General features: G+C 62.5%; 17 protein-coding genes. 11 read left to right on the forward strand and 6 right to left on the reverse strand.

The features are described from left to right. The first annotated feature begins 323 nt into the window (after positions 1-323). Positions 324-521: a hypothetical protein gene (locus NKH60_RS18070; protein ID WP_352449586.1), complete on the forward strand. Its 198-nt coding sequence runs from the start codon at positions 324-326 to the stop codon at positions 519-521. Between the two features lie 263 nt (positions 522-784). Here the strand turns inward: NKH60_RS18070 and NKH60_RS18075 are convergent, their stop codons facing one another. Continuing rightward, complete coding sequence (locus NKH60_RS18075) at positions 785-949, reverse strand: DUF3309 family protein (RefSeq protein ID WP_023677107.1); 165 nt, start codon at positions 947-949, stop codon at positions 785-787. Between the two features lie 183 nt (positions 950-1,132). Here NKH60_RS18075 and NKH60_RS18080 point away from each other — a divergent pair, with 183 nt between their 5' ends. Continuing rightward, positions 1,133-1,570, forward strand: coding sequence for a hypothetical protein (locus NKH60_RS18080; RefSeq protein WP_352539853.1), 438 nt, complete (start codon positions 1,133-1,135; stop codon positions 1,568-1,570). 78 nt (positions 1,571-1,648) lie between these two features. On the opposite strand, the gene NKH60_RS18085 is transcribed toward NKH60_RS18080, so the two are convergent. Next, on the reverse strand, positions 1,649-1,879 hold the full coding sequence (locus NKH60_RS18085; protein ID WP_352473085.1) for a hypothetical protein: 231 nt from the start codon (positions 1,877-1,879) through the stop codon (positions 1,649-1,651). Positions 1,880-2,117: 238 nt separating this feature from the next. On the opposite strand from NKH60_RS18085, the gene NKH60_RS18090 reads away from it, so the two are divergent. Both NKH60_RS18090 and NKH60_RS18095 read left to right on the forward strand, forming a co-directional pair. Next, positions 2,118-2,672 (forward strand): DUF4142 domain-containing protein, encoded by a 555-nt coding sequence (locus NKH60_RS18090; RefSeq protein WP_352872842.1) that lies wholly within the window; start codon positions 2,118-2,120, stop codon positions 2,670-2,672. Between the two features lie 246 nt (positions 2,673-2,918). Continuing rightward, positions 2,919-3,161: a polymerase gene (locus NKH60_RS18095; protein WP_352834223.1), complete on the forward strand. Its 243-nt coding sequence runs from the start codon at positions 2,919-2,921 to the stop codon at positions 3,159-3,161. 105 nt (positions 3,162-3,266) lie between these two features. Here NKH60_RS18095 and NKH60_RS18100 read toward each other — a convergent pair whose 3' ends face one another. Further along, positions 3,267-4,052, reverse strand: a complete 786-nt coding sequence (locus tag NKH60_RS18100) for a DUF1236 domain-containing protein (RefSeq protein WP_352834226.1) — start codon at positions 4,050-4,052, stop codon at positions 3,267-3,269. A gap of 204 nt (positions 4,053-4,256) precedes the next feature. Between NKH60_RS18100 and NKH60_RS18105 the strand changes: the two genes are divergently transcribed. The 4 genes from NKH60_RS18105 to NKH60_RS18120 all read left to right on the forward strand — a co-directional run bounded on the left by NKH60_RS18105 (position 4,257) and on the right by NKH60_RS18120 (position 7,585). Beyond that, complete coding sequence (locus NKH60_RS18105) at positions 4,257-4,556, forward strand: DUF1236 domain-containing protein (RefSeq protein ID WP_352614254.1); 300 nt, start codon at positions 4,257-4,259, stop codon at positions 4,554-4,556. 345 nt (positions 4,557-4,901) lie between these two features. Beyond that, entirely contained in the window at positions 4,902-5,750 is an 849-nt protein-coding gene (locus tag NKH60_RS18110; protein WP_352539848.1) for a MetQ/NlpA family lipoprotein, read from the forward strand. 133 nt (positions 5,751-5,883) lie between these two features. After that, positions 5,884-6,948, forward strand: a complete 1,065-nt coding sequence (locus NKH60_RS18115) for a methionine ABC transporter ATP-binding protein (protein WP_352834272.1) — start codon at positions 5,884-5,886, stop codon at positions 6,946-6,948. Further along, on the forward strand, positions 6,929-7,585 hold the full coding sequence (locus NKH60_RS18120; RefSeq protein ID WP_352820853.1) for a methionine ABC transporter permease: 657 nt from the start codon (positions 6,929-6,931) through the stop codon (positions 7,583-7,585). The genes NKH60_RS18115 and NKH60_RS18120 overlap by 20 nt, the downstream gene beginning before the upstream one ends. Positions 7,586-7,613: 28 nt before the next feature. Here NKH60_RS18120 and NKH60_RS18125 read toward each other — a convergent pair whose 3' ends face one another. The 3 genes from NKH60_RS18125 to NKH60_RS18135 are packed head-to-tail and all read right to left on the reverse strand — an operon-like array spanning position 7,614 to position 12,130. Continuing rightward, a complete protein-coding gene (locus NKH60_RS18125) occupies positions 7,614-8,357 on the reverse strand; it encodes a hypothetical protein (protein ID WP_352539846.1) in 744 nt (247 codons plus the stop codon). Then, positions 8,329-10,044: a hydantoinase B/oxoprolinase family protein gene (locus NKH60_RS18130; RefSeq protein ID WP_352851213.1), complete on the reverse strand. Its 1,716-nt coding sequence runs from the start codon at positions 10,042-10,044 to the stop codon at positions 8,329-8,331. Before NKH60_RS18130 ends, NKH60_RS18125 begins: the two co-directional genes overlap by 29 nt. A gap of 1 nt (position 10,045) precedes the next feature. Continuing rightward, complete coding sequence (locus tag NKH60_RS18135) at positions 10,046-12,130, reverse strand: hydantoinase/oxoprolinase family protein (RefSeq protein WP_352834232.1); 2,085 nt, start codon at positions 12,128-12,130, stop codon at positions 10,046-10,048. Between the two features lie 218 nt (positions 12,131-12,348). Between NKH60_RS18135 and NKH60_RS18140 the strand changes: the two genes are divergently transcribed. From NKH60_RS18140 to NKH60_RS18150, 3 genes are all read left to right on the forward strand, one after another. Continuing rightward, positions 12,349-13,176 (forward strand): ferredoxin--NADP reductase, encoded by an 828-nt coding sequence (locus NKH60_RS18140; RefSeq protein WP_352771472.1) that lies wholly within the window; start codon positions 12,349-12,351, stop codon positions 13,174-13,176. A gap of 162 nt (positions 13,177-13,338) precedes the next feature. After that, positions 13,339-14,388 carry a deoxyribose-phosphate aldolase gene (gene deoC, locus NKH60_RS18145; protein ID WP_352834233.1) on the forward strand — a complete coding sequence of 350 codons (1,050 nt, stop codon included), beginning with the start codon at positions 13,339-13,341 and terminating at the stop codon, positions 14,386-14,388. A 13-nt stretch (positions 14,389-14,401) separates the two neighbouring features. Further along, entirely contained in the window at positions 14,402-16,774 is a 2,373-nt protein-coding gene (locus NKH60_RS18150; RefSeq protein WP_352872847.1) for an aldehyde dehydrogenase family protein, read from the forward strand. Positions 16,775-16,838 lie beyond the last annotated feature (64 nt).

Here is a 16,838-nt window from a genome sequence, read left to right on the forward strand (position 1 = left end):
TTAGAGTTGGAAACGTACCAAAGTCGGTTTGGTACGAAAACGACAATTGAGATCGCCGGGCTCGAAAAGAGCCCGTCGCGAGGGATGCAACGGGCTCCATTCGGGCGTCGTGGGCTACGCCCAGTGATCCAAATGAGGGGTGGGTTGGATCGCAGCAACAATGCAGGTGCAAGGCAGTCGTTCCCAAACTGTCTGCTTGGTAATTTCCGTACATTGAGTTTGGACGAGAGCGGCGCTAATTGAATTGGAGTCGTCCACACAGGCACGGCGAGTGGACGCTTGAAAGACGCTTCGCGCTTTCGCCCTTTTCAAGGGAGGATGGCATGCCGATGCAAGGTGCAGCAACTCCAGCCGAACTGAGCGTGCTGAGAAAAGCGCTCGACGACTGCTGCCGCGAGTTGGGTGTTGCGGACGACAGTCCTGTCCGCGAGCGGTTGGCAGCCCGTATCATGTCGCTGTTCAACGAGGGTGTGCTCAACGCCGATCTGAAAGAAGCGCTGGCCGCCGATCGCCAACAATAAGCTGCTGCTATGGTGGCGTCCTCGGCGCCGAAAGGTTCGGCACCGAGTCGCCCTTTCTAGCCAGGGTCCCGGTTTGCCAAGGATCTTGGAAATCTAGTCTTTCACGACAAAACGCCCGGCGCTAATTACCAAGCGGCAGGCGTTTTTGTCGCGAGCGTGACACTAACGCGTGTCGCGTTTGGCCGGCCTCATGCGACGCGCTTACTTCATGTTTTATGCATGTCGTTATCACAAAACCGCTGCACACTTTTGCACGACATGCATCAAATGCGCCCAAGCAGGACCAGGATAATGACGATAAGCAGCACCAAGCCGAGGCCGCCACCACCGTAATAGCCGGTGCCATAGAACGGTCCGCCGCCCAAGCCGCTGAAGCCGCCAAGCAAGGCAAGGACCAAGATGATGATGAGAATGGTTCCAAGGCCCATGATGTCTGCTCTCCTTGTTTGCGCTGCCGCCATTCGCATCAGCGCGTCGCATTGTACAAAGGTATGAACTCACAAAGAGCATTCCTGTTCCGGCGGGACGGTAAGGCGTACGCTCATGCGGCGAGCAAAATGCCGGGCCGGGCCGTCAGAAAAGTCCACAGATGCATGCCCGCGGAGAATGGCATGGCGGCCGCCTTGAACACCCAAGAACATGCTGAAATTCATGGGGAATTTGTCGGAACCTTCGCCCGCCCGAACGGTTGTTTTCGTAGTCGCAACGCGACGACCCTCGTAAAAAGGAGAAGCATCATGCTCACGAAAATTCTCGCAGCTTCGGCGCTTACGATCGGTCTGGCCACGTCAGCGATGGCCCAGAACGTCGGCGATCCCTCCGGAGCCGCTGCCGACGGCAGCGGGCGGACGATAGTAGTCCCGGATAATGGCGGCCCTGACACCGGCACGGATTCGACCATCACCAACAGCATTCGCGATTTCTCAACGACGAATTCGAATGCCGACCGGAATTGCCCACCAGGCCCGCAGGGGGCTCTGCCCGACGCGACCGGCAAGTCTCCGGGCACGATGGCGCCGACGGTGAACGACAACCACTGCGGCAAGTAAGCGCCCGGTTTATCATAGTCTGTGATGAGGCTGCGGAGCGTACGCTCCGCGGCCTCATTGGTGATGAAAATCGGCCGTCTAACGGCAGCGGTGGTCGAAGCTGACCGCGATCTCCCGACCGTCCAGCGCCCGAACGATGAAGCCAACCAGTTCCTCGTCGGTTTGCCGGAACCAGGGAAAGCGTTTGCGCAAATCGGCTATGACGACAGTGGTCGAGAGAATGTCGCCCGAATTGTAGTCGGCCATGACGATATGAACGGCTTTGTCGGTATCAATACCGATTCCAAGCGGCGACTTGATCTGCCCCACGGAAGCCTCCACCCATCTGTCCCGGCAGACGATAGCAAGACTGCGGCAAAGCGAAAGAGCTTGTGCGATTCCGTACGGTCCTACGGGTTGCGTTGCACTTTGCAGGACCCAGCCCGGCGTCCTTTATTTAAATCATTTGTTTGGCTCGCGGCGGCTGTGGCCACTGCGACCAGGCAACCTCGTCGCAGCTTCCGCGTTGAGCCATCGGAGGGATGACATCAGCCTCGGAGGACCCCCCATGAAAACGCTTCTATCCATCACTGCGGCAGCGATGATGGCCGGCGCGCCTTTGGCTGTTTTTGCCCAATCGGCGACGCTGACGCCGCTGACGACCGACACCATGAGCAAGGTTGACACCGCGACATTCGTCAAGACCGTGCCCATCGCCAATACATTTGAAATCGAATCGAGCCGACTTGCGCAGACGCAGGCGACGGCTGACGATGTGAAGGCCTTCGCGGCGCAAATGGTCACGGACCATACCAAGGCCGGCGAGGACTTCAAGGCGGCGCTCAGCAAGGGGCAGACGACTTCGGCCACCGCGCCGGCCGGCCCGTCGCTGGACACCAAGCACCAAGCGCTGCTCGACCAACTCAAGGAGGCCGGCGGGGACAGTTTCCAATCGAAATATATCGACATGCAGACCCAGGCGCATAAGGAAGCGGTGGCGCTGTTTTCCGTTTACGCGAATTCCGGCGACGATCCCGCGATGAAGGAGTTTGCCAAGAAGACGCTGCCGGTGCTGCAAATGCACGAACGTCACGTCAAGGACCTCGCTGCCGCACATCAATGAGAGCGAAGAGTGCCTTTTGCAAACGAAAGGCCGCCCCAACACGGCCTGTGTGACGCGGCTGTCGTCCGGCCACACGGCCGGGAACAAAGCACCGAGAGTGCCGTTATTTACCCGGCTTGTTCGGGGAGGATCCAATGGAAGGCGGCGTTCGCGGGGCGTCAAGGATAGTAGCGCCGACTTTCGGCGCCGTCCTGGTCGCCGCTGTCACAGGCTGAAATCGCTTTCCGAACGGGACAGGCTGCCTTCATGCGCTACGGCGAGATATTTGCAAATGTTACGGCACTCATTTTGCTGGCCTTGATGATTGGCGGCGTCTTCGTCCTGTTTGGAGAGCCGCTGTGGCCGCGGCACTACGCGAGAATGGTGCTGGTTACGGATATCGATGCCATGACCACCGCGTCAGTCCGAACAAGCTGCCTGCCCAGTCCCTGCCTGCCCGACACCATCAATCATACCGTGCTCACTCCTCGCCCCGAGGACGGACCTTGATTTGCGATTTGCAGACGCTGGAGCTGGGTACGGAAAAGCCCGCCGCCCGAGCTGCGCGGCGGGCTTTTTTGGTGAATCAACCCACGGTAGACCGTCTGGCCACGACTAGGTCAGGATAATCACGATCTTGTAGGTATTCGGGTCGACGATGACGATCCGGCCGTCGGCGAGCACGAAATACTCATAGCCTTCGTAAGCCGGAACGATCTTGACGATGCGCGCCGGCAGACGATGCAGCCGGACCTTCTTTCGCGGGACCTCGACACCGACGGAGATGTCGAAATCGACGTTGGAAACGGGTTGGACGTTCGTCTCCTTGATGACCTGAGTGATCTCTGTCTTCTGCTCAACGGTCACATTGCTGATGGAAGCGGTCGAACTCTGGTCCTGCTGGGTAGAAGTATTGCTCTGAGCCTGGTTTGTGGTCGTGGTCCCAGCCTTACCCTGAGCCTGCTGTTCGGTCTGCATCTTGGAGCTGCCCTGAGCCTGCTCGGTGGTGGTGGTTCCAGCCTTGCCCTGGGCTTGCTCCTCGGTCTTCATCTTCGTGTTGCCCGTGGCCTGCTGGTCAGTCGTGGCGCCAGCCTTGCCTTGGGCTTGCTGATCGGTCTTCAGTTTCGGTTTGCCCGTGGCCTGCTGCTCAGTCGTAGCACCAGCCTTGCCCTGAGCCTGCTCGCCGGTCTTCAGCTTCGGTTTGCCCTGCGCCTGTTGATCAGTGGTAGCGCCGGCCTTGCCCTGAGCCTGCTCGCCCATCTTGGCGCCGTTCTGGCAATTGGCAGTGCCGGCTGCACAATTGGCGCCGGACTGATCGTCGGTCGACTGCTGCGTCTGGGCAAGTGCGGCCCCGCAGCTGACGCTGATTGCTAACATGCTGGTGATCAGAACGCCTTTCATGAGAGATCTCCTTGGAAAATGCGTCCCTTCACCCCGCAAAACTGCGTTTAAAAAACTTTGTTCCAAACTAATGGAAGGAAACGGCAAGCGATCCGAGTGGCGGAACAAGCTCCACCTGATGACGTTACCGGCCTATAGCGACCCCGCTGCGAACAGCATGACGCGGCGCAGCGCAGAGGTGGCTCACGAGGAAAGGAGACAATCATGAGAATGCATCTTTCGGCGGCCGCGGCTGGGTTTTTGCTGCTTGCGGGTGTCGGCGCCGCTGCCGCTCAGGACGTGGTCATCGAACCGCAGCAGGAGACGATCGTACGCGAGTATGTGAAAAAGCAGCCTCTGGCGTCCGTCCAGCTCCCCGGCGTGGAGCTCAATGTCGGCTCGACCCTGCCTGATACCGTCGAGCTTCATGAAGTCCCCAACGTCAAATACCGCTACGTCGTCGTCGACAACCAGACCGTCCTGGTCGATCCAGGCACACGCAGGATCGTGAAGGTCATCCAGTGAGCAAGCGCGTCGCTTTGAAGGGACATGCGGCGCGTCTAGCATTGTCGACATCCCACACTGCTGCCCGTGTTGGGCATTCGGACGCAGAAAGGCCCGCCGTTTCGAAGCACGGCGGGCCTCATAGCGGAGACGACGTCCGGACAATTTCTGAACCAGCATTGGCTTAGAACACATGATCCCAGCACGCCCTGTGCTCGCCAGGCCCGAAACTTTGAGAGAATATTCCTGGCTTCGCATTTCGCGGGAAATACGGTGCTTTGATCCGACGGTCAGCATTCCCGATGATGCCGGCAAGGCTTGGCACTCCGCCTGGCCGCAACGACTTCAGAACCGACGGGATAGATCATGTCTGGGAACACCAACACTTTGCTCTCATTTCTCTCCGCAAGTATAAGCCGGCGCGCCGGTCTGGCTGTACTTTTCGCGTCGGCGGTTGCGATTGTCGGCCTTGCTGCGCCGTCGCTCGCCGAGGACAAGACGGCGGTCAAGGTCGGTATCATGAGCGGCGAGGACGAGGACGTCTGGCGCGTCGTCACCGCCCAGGCGGCGGAGAGGGGCCTGACAATCGAGACCGTGGTGTTCAACGACTATACCCAGCCGAATGAAGCGCTCGAGCGTGGCGAAATCGACGCCAACGCCTTCCAGCACAAGCCCTATCTCGACAACCAGATCAAGACGCAGGGCTATCACATCGTCCCGGTCGGCTATACCGGGGTCTGGCCGATCGGCCTTTATTCCAAGAAGTACGCGAAGATTGCCGACCTGCCAGAAGGCGCGGTCATTGGCGTGCCGAACGACCCGTCCAATGAGGGCCGCGCACTGCGCGTCCTGCAGAGCGAACATCTGATCAAGCTCAGGGAAGGCACCGGCATTCTGGCGACGACCACCGACATCGCCGAAAACCCGAAGCACTTGGTCATCAAGGAGCTGGACGCAGGCATCGTCGGGCGCTCGGTGGAAGACCTCGACGCGGCCGTAGTCAACACGGATTGGGCGCTTAAAAGCGGCCTCACACCGGAGAATCGCATCGCCCAGGAGGCGGTGGCCGACAATCCCTACCGCAATTTCATCGCGGTCAAGGCCGGCAATGAAAACCAGCCCTGGGTAAAGACATTGGTCGCCTCCTATCAGAACGAAAAGGTGAAGGCCGAATTCGATCGGGTCTACAAGGGAACCGGCATCAGCGCCTATTGATGCCGAGCTCGACTGGGCGCCGAAGCCCGGCATGGTAAAGCGGTCCGCGCTTCAACGCGGACCGCGATCGCGTTTGCGGGACACCAATACAGGAACTTTCATGAACCAGCATTTCGCCTCGGTCATCGAAGTCATGCATCCCGTCGGCGGCCGCTCCGCGGGACCGAACGATGTCGTGCGCCTCATCGAGCTGAAGCGCCGCTTCGGCGCGACAGCGGCGCTGGACGGCGTGTCGCTCAGCGTGCGCCAGGGCGAGATCCTCGGCATCATCGGCCGCAGCGGCGCCGGCAAGTCGACGCTGATACGCTGCCTGAACGGCCTGGAGCGGCCGGATTCAGGACAGGTCTACATCGAAGGCCGCGACATCAGCCGGCTCGGCGAGCGCGAATTGCAGCCGCTGCGCCGGCGCATCGGTATGATCTTCCAGCATTTCAACCTGCTGTCCGCCAAGACCGTCGAAGACAATGTAGCGCTGCCGCTCAAGATCGAAGGCCGGCCCAGGGCCGAACGCCTGGCGCGCGCCGCCGAGCTGCTCGAGCTTGTCGGGCTGTCGGAGAAGGCGAAAGCCTATCCGGCGTCGCTGTCGGGCGGACAGAAACAGCGCGTCGGCATTGCCCGGGCGCTTGCGGCGCGCCCGGCGCTGCTTTTGTCCGACGAAGCGACCTCGGCGCTCGACCCGGAGACGACCCGCTCCATCCTTGCCTTGCTGAGGGACATCAACCGGCAGCTTGGTCTGACCATCCTGCTGATCACACATGAGATGGAGGTGATCCGCTCGATCGCCGACCGGGTCGCGGTGATCGACGCTGGGCGGATCGTCGAACAAGGGCCGGTGTGGTCGGTCTTTGCCGACCCGAAATCGGCGATCACACAAAGCCTGCTCGGCGGCATCCGGCCGCAATTGCCGGCGGAGATCGCAAGCCAGCTAACGCAGAACGCCGGCGTGGAGGCGATCCTCAGGATCGACGTGGCCGGTGAGGCCGCCCGAAGCCCGCTTTTGTCCGATCTTGCCTCGGCAGTTCCCGGCTCGTTCCGCCTCGTGCATGGCGGCATCGATCACGTCCAGCAGCAGCCTGTCGGGACACTGTTCGTGGCGGTCGCCGGCAGCAATGAAGCTCACCTGGCAGAGGTGATCGCGTTCTTGAAAGCCCGCCAAGCGCGGGTGGAGGTGCTTGGCCATGTCGCCGGTTCTGTTTGAGCTTCTCGTCCGTTCAATCTGGGAAACGATCCTGATGACGGCCGCCTCCGGCCTCGTCTCGCTGGTTTTCGGGCTGCCGCTCGGCCTGGCGCTGGTCGCCACCGACCGCGGCGGCATCGCCGAAAACCTGTGGGTGAACCGCGCGCTTGGCGCTGTCATCAACGGCTTCCGCTCGGTGCCTTTCATCATCCTGCTGGTTGCGCTGATCCCGGTGACGCGGCTGATCGTCGGCACCTCGATCGGCACCTGGGCAGCGATCGTGCCGCTGTCGATCGCGGCGACGCCTTACTATGCCCGGATCGCCGAAGTGTCGCTGCGCGAGGTCGACCACGGGCTGATCGAGGCAGCACGCGCCATGGGCGGCAACCGCTGGACGATCATTCGCGAGGTACTGGTGCCGGAAGCGTTGCCCGGCATCGTCGCCGGCTTCACGGTGACGCTGGTGACGCTGATCGGCGCCTCGGCCATGGCCGGCGCCATCGGTGCCGGCGGCCTCGGCGACCTCGCCATCCGCTACGGCTACCAGCGCTTCGAGACATCCGTCATGATCGCCGTGGTCATCGTCCTGATCGTCCTGGTCTGCGGCATCCAGTGGGCCGGCGACCGGCTGGTCGCGAGGCTGGATCACAGGGCGTGACCGGCGAAACGCGGCCCAATCAATGCCTTTAATTTCCGGGAAAGTTCAGATTGTTCTCGATGGTCTCGCTCGCCCAAGCGAGCTTTTCGCGATCGTCGGGGCGCAAGGGAGCCTCGACCGCGACGGTGAACAAGTGCCAGGCGAGACTGTCGGATAGAAGCCATGTGGTGACCTGTTCGCTGAAGATCACGTGCCCCTTATCGAGTGTCTTGATGTTGCCGGTAATCAAGTCCGCACAGTGCAACATGGCCTCGGGGTAAGGGCTATCATGCCATGCCGCTAATGCAGCTGCTACATCCATTCCGGCAAGCACTATGCCCTCCAGCCAGGGAACCGCGTTCCCTTCATCGGGATGCATGGTCATCGCTTTTCGCCAGGCAGCCTGAAACAGCTCCTCGACAGCCTGCTGTTCTTCCAACGGCCAATCGCGCCAGGAGGTCCTTTCGAGCTTTGCGGCAATCACGTTGGCGTCGAACCCCATCGAAGGTTCGCCTTGGATGGCAAGTTCAAGCACTCTCGGCAGAAAGTGCCGGTAGTCATCGACGTCGCCGACCGTCCATATGGCCGATCCGGCATAGGCGCCGAGGTTTTCACCACTGAGCTCCCGAAGCGGACCACTGGATACTCCCCGAAAGATCGATTCCAAATCCTTGTACGGCGAGCCATGCAGGTGGCGGGGCGATGGATAAGACGCGAAAGCGGCATAGACGCGTTCGACTGCGTAGGCCAGTTCAGACGAGAGATCAGCCTCCAGGGGATTTGGGTTGCTCATCCGCTACGACTCCGAACAGGTCTCTGGCTTGCTCTGCGGTATAGTAGCCAAGCTTGACATCCCGAGCGACCAATTGCGGATCGCGCTGCAACGGATCGCCGTAGCCGCCGCCGCCCGGTGTGCCGACGCGCACGCGGTCGCCTGCCTTCAGCGCGATGTCCTGTTCCTTTGAGAGGTGCGGCGGCACATGTTCCTCGCCGTTGCGGAACACAGTCACCGTGTTGACCGCGCCGTCCTTGCCGCCGAGCGCGCCTTGCGGGCCGAACCGGCCGTGATCCATGACGAAAGAGGCGCGGGCGTCGCCGCGCAGGATCTCTACCTCATAGGCGAGCCCAAACCCGCCGCGGTGCTTGCCGGCGCCACCCGAGCCTTCGCGCAGCGCATAATGCCGGTAGAGCACCGGGAAGGCCTGCTCCATGATCTCGACCGGCGGCGACTTGGAGATGCCGATGGTCGAGCAGCCATTGGTCAGGCCGTCGTGACCGGCATTGCCGCCATAGCCGCCGCCGGAGATCTGGTACATGACATAATCGCGGCCACGGACCGGATCGTTGCCGCCGAGCGCGAAATTGCCGCTGGAGCCAGCCGGAGCCGCCGTCACCCTGTCCGGCAGGGCCTGCACCATCGCCGCGAACACCGCCTCGGCGATGCGCTGCGAAACCTCAGCCGCGCAGCCCGATACCGGCCGCGGATATTTGGCGTCGAGGAAGGTGCCTTCCGGCCGCTTGACGATCAGCGGCTCGAAGGCGCCGGCGCTGATCGGCACATCGGGGAAAATGTGCCGCATGGCGAGATAGACCGAGGACAAGGTCGTCGCCAGCACGCTGTTCATCGGCCCAGCGCAGGGCTTTGACGAACCGGAGAAGTCGAAGCTGAGCGTGTCGCCTTTTTTCTCGACTGCCAGCGCGATGATCAGCAGCTCGTTTACCACGCCGTCTGAATCGACGAAGGCCTGCGAGCGATAGATTCCGTCGGGAATGGCCGATATGTTGACGCGCATCTGTTCAGCGGCGCGGCGCCGCAATTCGGCGATCGCTTCGACAACCGTTTCATCTCCGTAACGATCCAGGATTCCGTTAAGCCTGTCCTGGCCGATCAGCAGTGCCGCCGCCTGCGCCCGGATATCGCCAATGCGCTGGTCGGCGACACGGATGTTGGAGCAGATGATGGCGTAGATCTCCGGGTCGAGCACGCCCTTCTTGAACAGTTTCACCGGCGGCAACCGCAAGCCTTCCTGCTCGACCGCCGTTGCCGAGGCGGAGAATCCGCCCGGCACCGAACCGCCAATGTCGGGCCAATGGCCGGTGTTCGACAGCCAGCAGAAGATCTTCCCGTCGCGGTAGACCGGCATGGCGAAGCGCACATCCATCAGATGGGTGCCGCCGAGATAGGGATCGTTGACGATGTAGATATCGCCCGGCTCGGGCGGCAGGCAGCGTCCGTCGGCGATCATCTCGATCACCGCTTTGGTCGAATACTGCATGACGCCGACGAACACGGGCAGGCCCTGGCTGCCTTGCGCGATCAGCGAACCATCGAGCGCCGAATAGATGCCATCCGAACGGTCATTGGCCTCGGCGATAACAGGCGAGAACGCGGCGCGCGAAAACGTCAGGTCCATTTCGTCGCAGACTTGCTGCAGGGCCGCCTGGAGGACCGAAAGCGTAATGGTGTCGAGCTGCGCCATCTCAGGCCTCACCGATGTCGATGATGATGTTGCCGTCGGCATCCGATCGCGCCCGGTCGCCGGGCTCCAGCACAGTCGTCGCGTCCATCTGTTCGAGGATCGCCGGCCCCATGATGACTGCGCCGAGCGGCAGCTTTTCCCTGCTGTAGACCGGCGTATCGTACCAGCGCCCGCCATACCAGACCGGCCGGATTTCGCGCCGCGCCTCTTCGAGCGTTTTGGCGCGCCCAGCCGGATCGATCAGCCGGGACAGATCGATGGTCGGCCGCACGCCAGTGACCGACGTGTTGAGGTTGACCAGATTGGCGCGGATCTCGGGTAGCTCGACCTTGAAGCGGGCGAAATAGGCACTCTCGAACAGTTGCTGCAGTCCCTCGCGTGTCACCGCAGACAACGGCAGCGGCACGTTGATGATATGCGTCTGGCCGACGAACTGCATGTCGGCGGAATGCGTGATACGGATTGCTTCCGGCTTCACCGCCTCCTTGCCGATCAGCTCCTCGCCTTCGTTTCGGTGCCGTTCCAATGTCTCGTGGAGTTGGGTTTCATCGAGACTGGCCACCGGCTGGTTGACCGTGTTGACGAAATCATGGCGCAGATCGGCGACGACGCAGCCGAGAGCATTGGTGATGCCCGGCCGCGCCGGCACCAGCACTTTCGGCAGGCCTAGTTCGCGCGCCAATGCCGTCGCATGCAGCGGCCCGGCGCCGCCGAAGGCGAACAGCGCGAAATCGCGCGGGTCGTGGCCGCGCGACACCGAGACCATGCGGATGGCGCCAGCCATCTTCACGTTGCCGAGCCGCAGCACCGCACCCGCCGCCTCGACGCCGGACAAGCCTGTGGCGCGGCCGATCCTGTCCTCGAATATACCGGTGACCCGCTCGACGGTGACCGGGTTTTCCACCGCGAGCAGCTTCTTCGGCGCCAGCCTGCCGAGCACCAGATTGGCGTCGGTGATGGTCGGCTCCAAGCCGCCGCGTCCGTAGCAGATTGGCCCGGGATTGGCGCCGGCGCTTTCCGGGCCGATCTGGATCAGGCCGGCCGCATCGACGCGGGCGATCGAGCCGCCGCCGGCGCCGACCGTATGCACCGCCACCATCGGCACGTGGATCGGCATCGCATATTCGATCTCGATCTCGTTCGACACCGCCGGCTCGGCGTTGCGGATCAGCGCCACGTCGGTTGAGGTGCCGCCCATGTCGTAGGTGACCAGATTTTCGAAGCCGGCGCGTTTTCCGGTATAGGCGGCAGCAATGACACCGGAAGCGGGGCCGGACATGACGGTCTTGGCCGACTCACGTGTGACAAAGCGGGCCGAGATCATGCCGCCATTGCCGTTCATGATCAGAAAGTCGCGGGCGTAGCCTTTTGCAGCCAGCTCCTTGCGCAGCCGTTCGACATAGCGTTCGAGGATCGGCTGCACCGAAGCGTTGACCGAAGCGGTCACCCCGCGCTCGAATTCGCGCGCTTCCGAAAGCAGGGCGTGGCCTGTCGTGATGTAGCCGTTCGGCCAAAGCTCGGCCGCTATCTCGGCGGCGCGCCGCTCATGCGCCGGGTTGGCGTAGGAATGCAGGAAATGGATGACGAGGGATTCGCAGCCGGCTGCGATCAGTTGTGAAATCGCTGTCCGCATCTCGGCCTCGTCGAGCGGGATGCGCACCGCGCCCGAGGCCTCGACCCGCTCCGACACTTCGAGCCGCAGATTGCGCGGAATGATCGGGACGAACGTGCCCGTCATGCCATAGGCCTGCGGCCGTGTCCGCCGGCCAAGCTCGATGACGTCGCGAAAGCCGCGCGTGGTGATCATGCCGGTCTTGGCCAGCCGGCGCTCCAGGACCGCGTTGGTGGTGGTCGTCGTGCCGTGCACGATGAGGTCGATGCCGTCGACCGGAAAGCCGGTGGCGCCAAGTGCTGCAACGACGCCGAACGCCTGGTTGTCGACCGTGGTCGGGGTCTTGGCGATATGCACCCGGCCACCGTCACGGCCGTCGATCAGAAGGAGGTCGGTAAAAGTTCCGCCGACATCGATGCCGGCGACGACGCCGCCAGTCGAATCCAGCGCTTGCGCCGAAAAATTCTGTCCCATTGTCGAAACCCGAAATGCCCGAACTGCCTAGATGCCTTAGTTTGGAAAGCTGTTTTACGGCGGCGTCTTGACGCAAATATCGTTTGTATACTAATAAATTCCGGACACAAGAGCTTACCGCTTCGGAGTGTGCAAACGGCACGCTGGAACCTGACCGGTTCGGGCGCGCAGGTGGAGATTTGGCGCCGGCGCTGAGCCGGCCCAGAAGGTTAGGTTTGATGAACACCACATCCGCGTTCAACACAGCCGGCGCCCGGCCGCTGCAGTTCCCGATACCGGCCAATGTCTATGCCGAAACCGTCGTCTCGGTGAAGCATTATACCGACCGGCTGTTTTCGTTCCGCATCACCCGGCCGCAGTCGCTGCGCTTCCGCTCCGGCGAATTCGTCATGATCGGCCTGCCCAATGCCGAGAAGCCAGTATTCCGCGCCTATTCGATCGCCAGCCCGTCCTGGGACGACGAACTCGAATTCTTCTCGATCAAGGTGCCGGACGGCCCGCTTACCTCGGAGCTGCAGAAAATCGGGATCGGCGATACAGTCATCATGCGGCAGAAGTCGACCGGCACGCTGGTGGTCGACGCGCTGACGCCGGCCAAGCGCCTGTTCATGATCTCGACAGGTACCGGCATCGCACCCTTCGCCAGCCTGCTGCGCGATCCCGACACCTATGAGAAGTTCGAGCAGGTGGTCCTGACCCATACCTGCCGCGACAATGCCGAGCTCACCTACGGCCAGGAGCTGGTGACAGCGCTTGAGAAGGACCCGCTGATCGGCGAACTGACCGGCGGCCGCGTCACGCTGTATAATTCGACGACGCGCGAGACCTCCGTGCGCATGGGCCGCATCACCGCGCTGATCGGCTCGGGCAAATTCTACACCGATCTCGGCATCGACAGGCTCAATCCCGAGACCGACCGCATCATGATCTGCGGCTCGATGCATATGCTCAAGGACGTCAAGGAACTGGCCGAAAGCCTCGGCTTCCAGGAAGGCTCGCTGCACCATCCGGCAAGCTTCGTCGTCGAGCGCGCCTTCGTCGGCTGAGACGCGCAGCTCAGCGTCCACTGGTTCGAGACCCTGATTTTGATCATGCGGTCAAAAATCGGCTGCCTTGACCGCCTTTTTCCGCTATGACTGCTTGAAGGACTCGTGAAGCGCTGCTTCACGGTCTATCTTCGGCATAAGTCGCTGAACAAGGGGCAGGAGATGAGCAGCACAATCCGCGAAACCGATCTCGGCACGTCCAAGATCACGCCGCTGCCGGCGCGCGCCGCCGCCAATGCGCCGATGCCGCAAGCCCATGGCATTGCTCGCAATCCCGGCATGAGGCTCGATCTCGGCTTCATGGAATCGATGCGCGGCGTCAACCGCTCGGCGCTGGAACGCCGCGTCGCCAGCCTGACCAAAAGACGCTCGATCAAGGCGGATAACCAGGCGGCCTGGCTGCTGCGCGCCGTCGCCTGCATGGACCTGACGACGCTGAACTCGAACGACACGGAAGAGCGCGTGCGCAGGCTCTGTGCCAAGGCAGTCAACCCGTTCCGTCGCGACATCGTCGAGGGGCTGGGCATTACTGGTGAAAAGATCCGCCCGGCGGCGGTCTGCGTCTATCATCCCTTCGTCGCCACCGCCGTAGAAGCGCTGCGCGGCGGCGGCGTCCATGTCGCCGCCGTTTCGACCGCCTTCCCGCATGGCCTTGCACCGCTTTCGACGCGCCTGCAAGAGATCGAAGCATCGGTCCGCGACGGCGCCGACGAGATCGACGTCGTCATCCCGCGCGGCCTGGTATTCGGGGCGAAATGGCAGGAGCTTTATAACGAGATCGTCTCGATGCGCGCCGCTTGCGGCGAGGCGCATCTGAAGGTGATCCTCGGTACCGGCGACCTCGCCACGCTGCGCAACGTCATGCTCGCCTCGATGGTGGCGATGATGGCGGGTGCAGATTTCATCAAGACCTCGACCGGCAAGGAAAGCGTCAACGCGACGCTGCCGGTCGGCCTTGCCATGGTGCGCGCTATCCGCGCCTATTTCGAGGAAACCGGCTATCTCATCGGCTTCAAGCCGGCCGGTGGCATTTCCACGGCAAAAGCCTCGCTCGATTGGCTGGTGCTGATGAAAGAAGAACTGGGCCGGCCGTGGCTGGAGCCGGAGCTGTTCCGCTTCGGAGCATCGAGCCTTTTGACCGATATCGAGCGCCAGCTCGAGCATCATCTGACCGGCCACTACTCGGCCAATCATCGCCACGCGATGGCGTGATTCGGAGCGCTTCATGAACATTCTCGAACGCTATCACGCCATGGAATACGGCCCGGCGCCGGAGGCGCGCAACGAGGCCGATGCGTGGCTTGCCGCGCGGGATTTCGGCAAAGCGCTGTTTATCGGCGGCGACTGGAAGGCAGCCAGCGGAGGCAAAACCTTCGACACCAGCGATCCGTCCTCGGGAAAGCTGCTGGCCAAGGTGTCGGATGCCGGTGCCGCCGATATCGACGCGGCGGTTGCGGCGGCCACAAAAGCGCTGCCGAAATGGAGCGCCAGCACCGGATATCAACGCGCCAAAGTGCTCTACGCCATCGGCCGCGCCATGCAGCGCCACCAACGGCTGTTCGCGGTGCTGGAATCGATCGACAATGGCAAGCCGATCCGCGAAAGCCGCGACATCGACGTGCCGCTGGCGATCCGCCATTTCATCCATCATGCCGGCTGGGCGCAGGCGCTGGACAGGGATTTTCCCGGCCACAAGGGCGTCGGCGTCGTCGGCCAGATCATCCCGTGGAACTTCCCGCTCTTGATGCTCGCTTGGAAGATCGCGCCGGCGCTCGCTGCGGGCTGCACCGTGGTGCTCAAACCCGCGGAATTCACGCCGCTCACCGCGATCCTGTTTGCCGAGATCTGCGGACGCGCCGGCGTGCCGAAGGGCGTCGTCAACATCGTCCAGGGCGGGCCGGAGGCGGGCGCAGCCATCGTCAACCATCCCGGCGTCCAGAAGATTGCCTTCACCGGTTCGTCCGAGGTCGGCAAGATCATCCGCAAGGCCACTGCCGGCTCGGGCAAAAAACTGTCGCTGGAGCTTGGCGGCAAGTCGGCATTCGTGGTTTTCGAGGATGCCGACCTCGACAGCGCCGTCGAGGGTCTGGTCGACGGCATCTGGTTCAACCAGGGCCAGGTGTGCTGTGCCGGCTCGCGCCTTCTGGTGCAAGAAGGCATCGCCGACGCCTTCATCGCCAAGGTCAAGACGCGGATGAGCCGGCTGCGCGTCGGCAGTCCGCTCGACAAGAACACCGATATCGGCCCGCTGGTCGATTTGACTCAGCTCGATCGCGTCAAGGGCCTGATCGCCGAAGGCGCCAAGCAGGGCGCGATCTGCTGGCAGCCGGACTCGGCACTGCCCGCCGCGGGCTATTACCATCTGCCAACGCTGGCGACCGGTGTTTCGCCGGCTAACATCCTGGCACAGGAAGAGGTGTTCGGGCCGGTGCTCGCCACTATGACCTTCCGCAACACCGAGGAAGCGATCGAGCTCGCCAACAACACACGCTATGGCCTGGCCGCTTCGGTGTGGAGTGAGAACATCAATCTTGCCCTGCACGTCGCGCCGCAATTGAAGGCCGGCGTCGTCTGGGTCAACGGCACCAATATGTTCGACGCCTCCTGCGGCTTCGGCGGCTACCGCGAGAGCGGCTTTGGCCGTGAAGGCGGGCGCGAGGGCATGTTCGAATATCTCTCGGCAAAACTGCCGCTCGGCCCGATCGTCAAACCGGCAACGTCTTCGGCCCAACCTGTCGAGCAGGCGGAAGGTGGCGCCATCGACCGCACGGCAAAGCTGTTCATCGGCGGCAAGCAGGTCCGGCCGGACGGCAATTATTCCTTCGCCATCGCCAGCGCCAAGGGCAAGCTTGCCGGCGAGATCGGTCTCGGCAACCGCAAGGATATCCGTGACGCCGTCGCGGCCGCGCGCGCCTGCAAGGCCTGGCCTGAGGCGACCGCCTACAACCGCAGCCAGGTGCTCTATTACCTGGCCGAAAACCTTTCCGGCCGCGCAGACGAGTTTGCCGCCCGTTTGACCCAGCTCACCGGCGCGACCGCCAAGGCGGCGCGTGACGAGGTCGAGCTGTCGATCGAGCGCCTTTTCCTCTATGCCGGCTTGGCCGACAAATTCGAGGCCCGCGTCCACCAGCCGCCGGCCCGCGCCGTCACATTGGCGCTGCACGAGCCAGTCGGCGTCGTCGGCATCATCGCGCCGGACAATGCGCCTCTGCTTGGCCTGATCTCGCTGGTGGCGCCGGCGCTTGCCATGGGCAACACCGTAGTCGCAGTGCCATCCGAAAAATACCCGCTGCTTGCCACCGACCTCTACCAGGTCATCGAATATTCCGACGTTCCCGCAGGCGCCATCAATATCGTTACCGGCCGTAGCGCCGAGCTTGCCGGCGTATTGGCCAAGCATGACGATGTCGACGGGCTCTGGGTGTTCGCCGATGCCGAGACTTGCGCCAAGGCCGAGGCCGAGTCCATCGGCAATCTCAAACGCGTCTGGACCGGCAACGGCCACAGCCTCGACTGGCCCTCGAACGAAGCAGCCGGCGATGCCTTGCTGCGCCGTGCGATCGAGGTCAAGAACGTCTGGGTGCCCTACGGCGACTGAGTGTCCCGGAGGGACGTCCGGGCTTGACGGGCCAACAAATGTTCTTTACCGAGAAAAAACATTT

This window comes from Mesorhizobium sp. M1006 (assembly GCF_040318825.1).
GTDB lineage: Bacteria > Pseudomonadota > Alphaproteobacteria > Rhizobiales > Rhizobiaceae > Mesorhizobium.

Excerpts from the sequence above, each read along its gene's own strand:
- NKH60_RS18070 (WP_352449586.1), top strand. The coding sequence starts at position 324 with ATGCCGATGCAAGGTGCAGCAACTCCAGCCGAACTGAGCGTGCTGAGA.
- NKH60_RS18075 (WP_023677107.1), bottom strand. The coding sequence starts at position 949 with ATGGGCCTTGGAACCATTCTCATCATCATCTTGGTCCTTGCCTTGCTT.
- NKH60_RS18080 (WP_352539853.1), top strand. The coding sequence starts at position 1,133 with ATGGCGGCCGCCTTGAACACCCAAGAACATGCTGAAATTCATGGGGAA.
- NKH60_RS18090 (WP_352872842.1), top strand. The coding sequence starts at position 2,118 with ATGAAAACGCTTCTATCCATCACTGCGGCAGCGATGATGGCCGGCGCG.
- NKH60_RS18095 (WP_352834223.1), top strand. The coding sequence starts at position 2,919 with ATGCGCTACGGCGAGATATTTGCAAATGTTACGGCACTCATTTTGCTG.
- NKH60_RS18100 (WP_352834226.1), bottom strand. The coding sequence starts at position 4,052 with ATGAAAGGCGTTCTGATCACCAGCATGTTAGCAATCAGCGTCAGCTGC.
- NKH60_RS18105 (WP_352614254.1), top strand. The coding sequence starts at position 4,257 with ATGAGAATGCATCTTTCGGCGGCCGCGGCTGGGTTTTTGCTGCTTGCG.
- NKH60_RS18110 (WP_352539848.1), top strand. The coding sequence starts at position 4,902 with ATGTCTGGGAACACCAACACTTTGCTCTCATTTCTCTCCGCAAGTATA.
- NKH60_RS18115 (WP_352834272.1), top strand. The coding sequence starts at position 5,884 with ATGCATCCCGTCGGCGGCCGCTCCGCGGGACCGAACGATGTCGTGCGC.
- NKH60_RS18120 (WP_352820853.1), top strand. The coding sequence starts at position 6,929 with ATGTCGCCGGTTCTGTTTGAGCTTCTCGTCCGTTCAATCTGGGAAACG.
- NKH60_RS18125 (WP_352539846.1), bottom strand. The coding sequence starts at position 8,357 with ATGAGCAACCCAAATCCCCTGGAGGCTGATCTCTCGTCTGAACTGGCC.
- NKH60_RS18130 (WP_352851213.1), bottom strand. The coding sequence starts at position 10,044 with ATGGCGCAGCTCGACACCATTACGCTTTCGGTCCTCCAGGCGGCCCTG.
- NKH60_RS18135 (WP_352834232.1), bottom strand. The coding sequence starts at position 12,130 with ATGGGACAGAATTTTTCGGCGCAAGCGCTGGATTCGACTGGCGGCGTC.
- NKH60_RS18140 (WP_352771472.1), top strand. The coding sequence starts at position 12,349 with ATGAACACCACATCCGCGTTCAACACAGCCGGCGCCCGGCCGCTGCAG.
- deoC (WP_352834233.1), top strand. The coding sequence starts at position 13,339 with ATGAGCAGCACAATCCGCGAAACCGATCTCGGCACGTCCAAGATCACG.
- NKH60_RS18150 (WP_352872847.1), top strand. The coding sequence starts at position 14,402 with ATGAACATTCTCGAACGCTATCACGCCATGGAATACGGCCCGGCGCCG.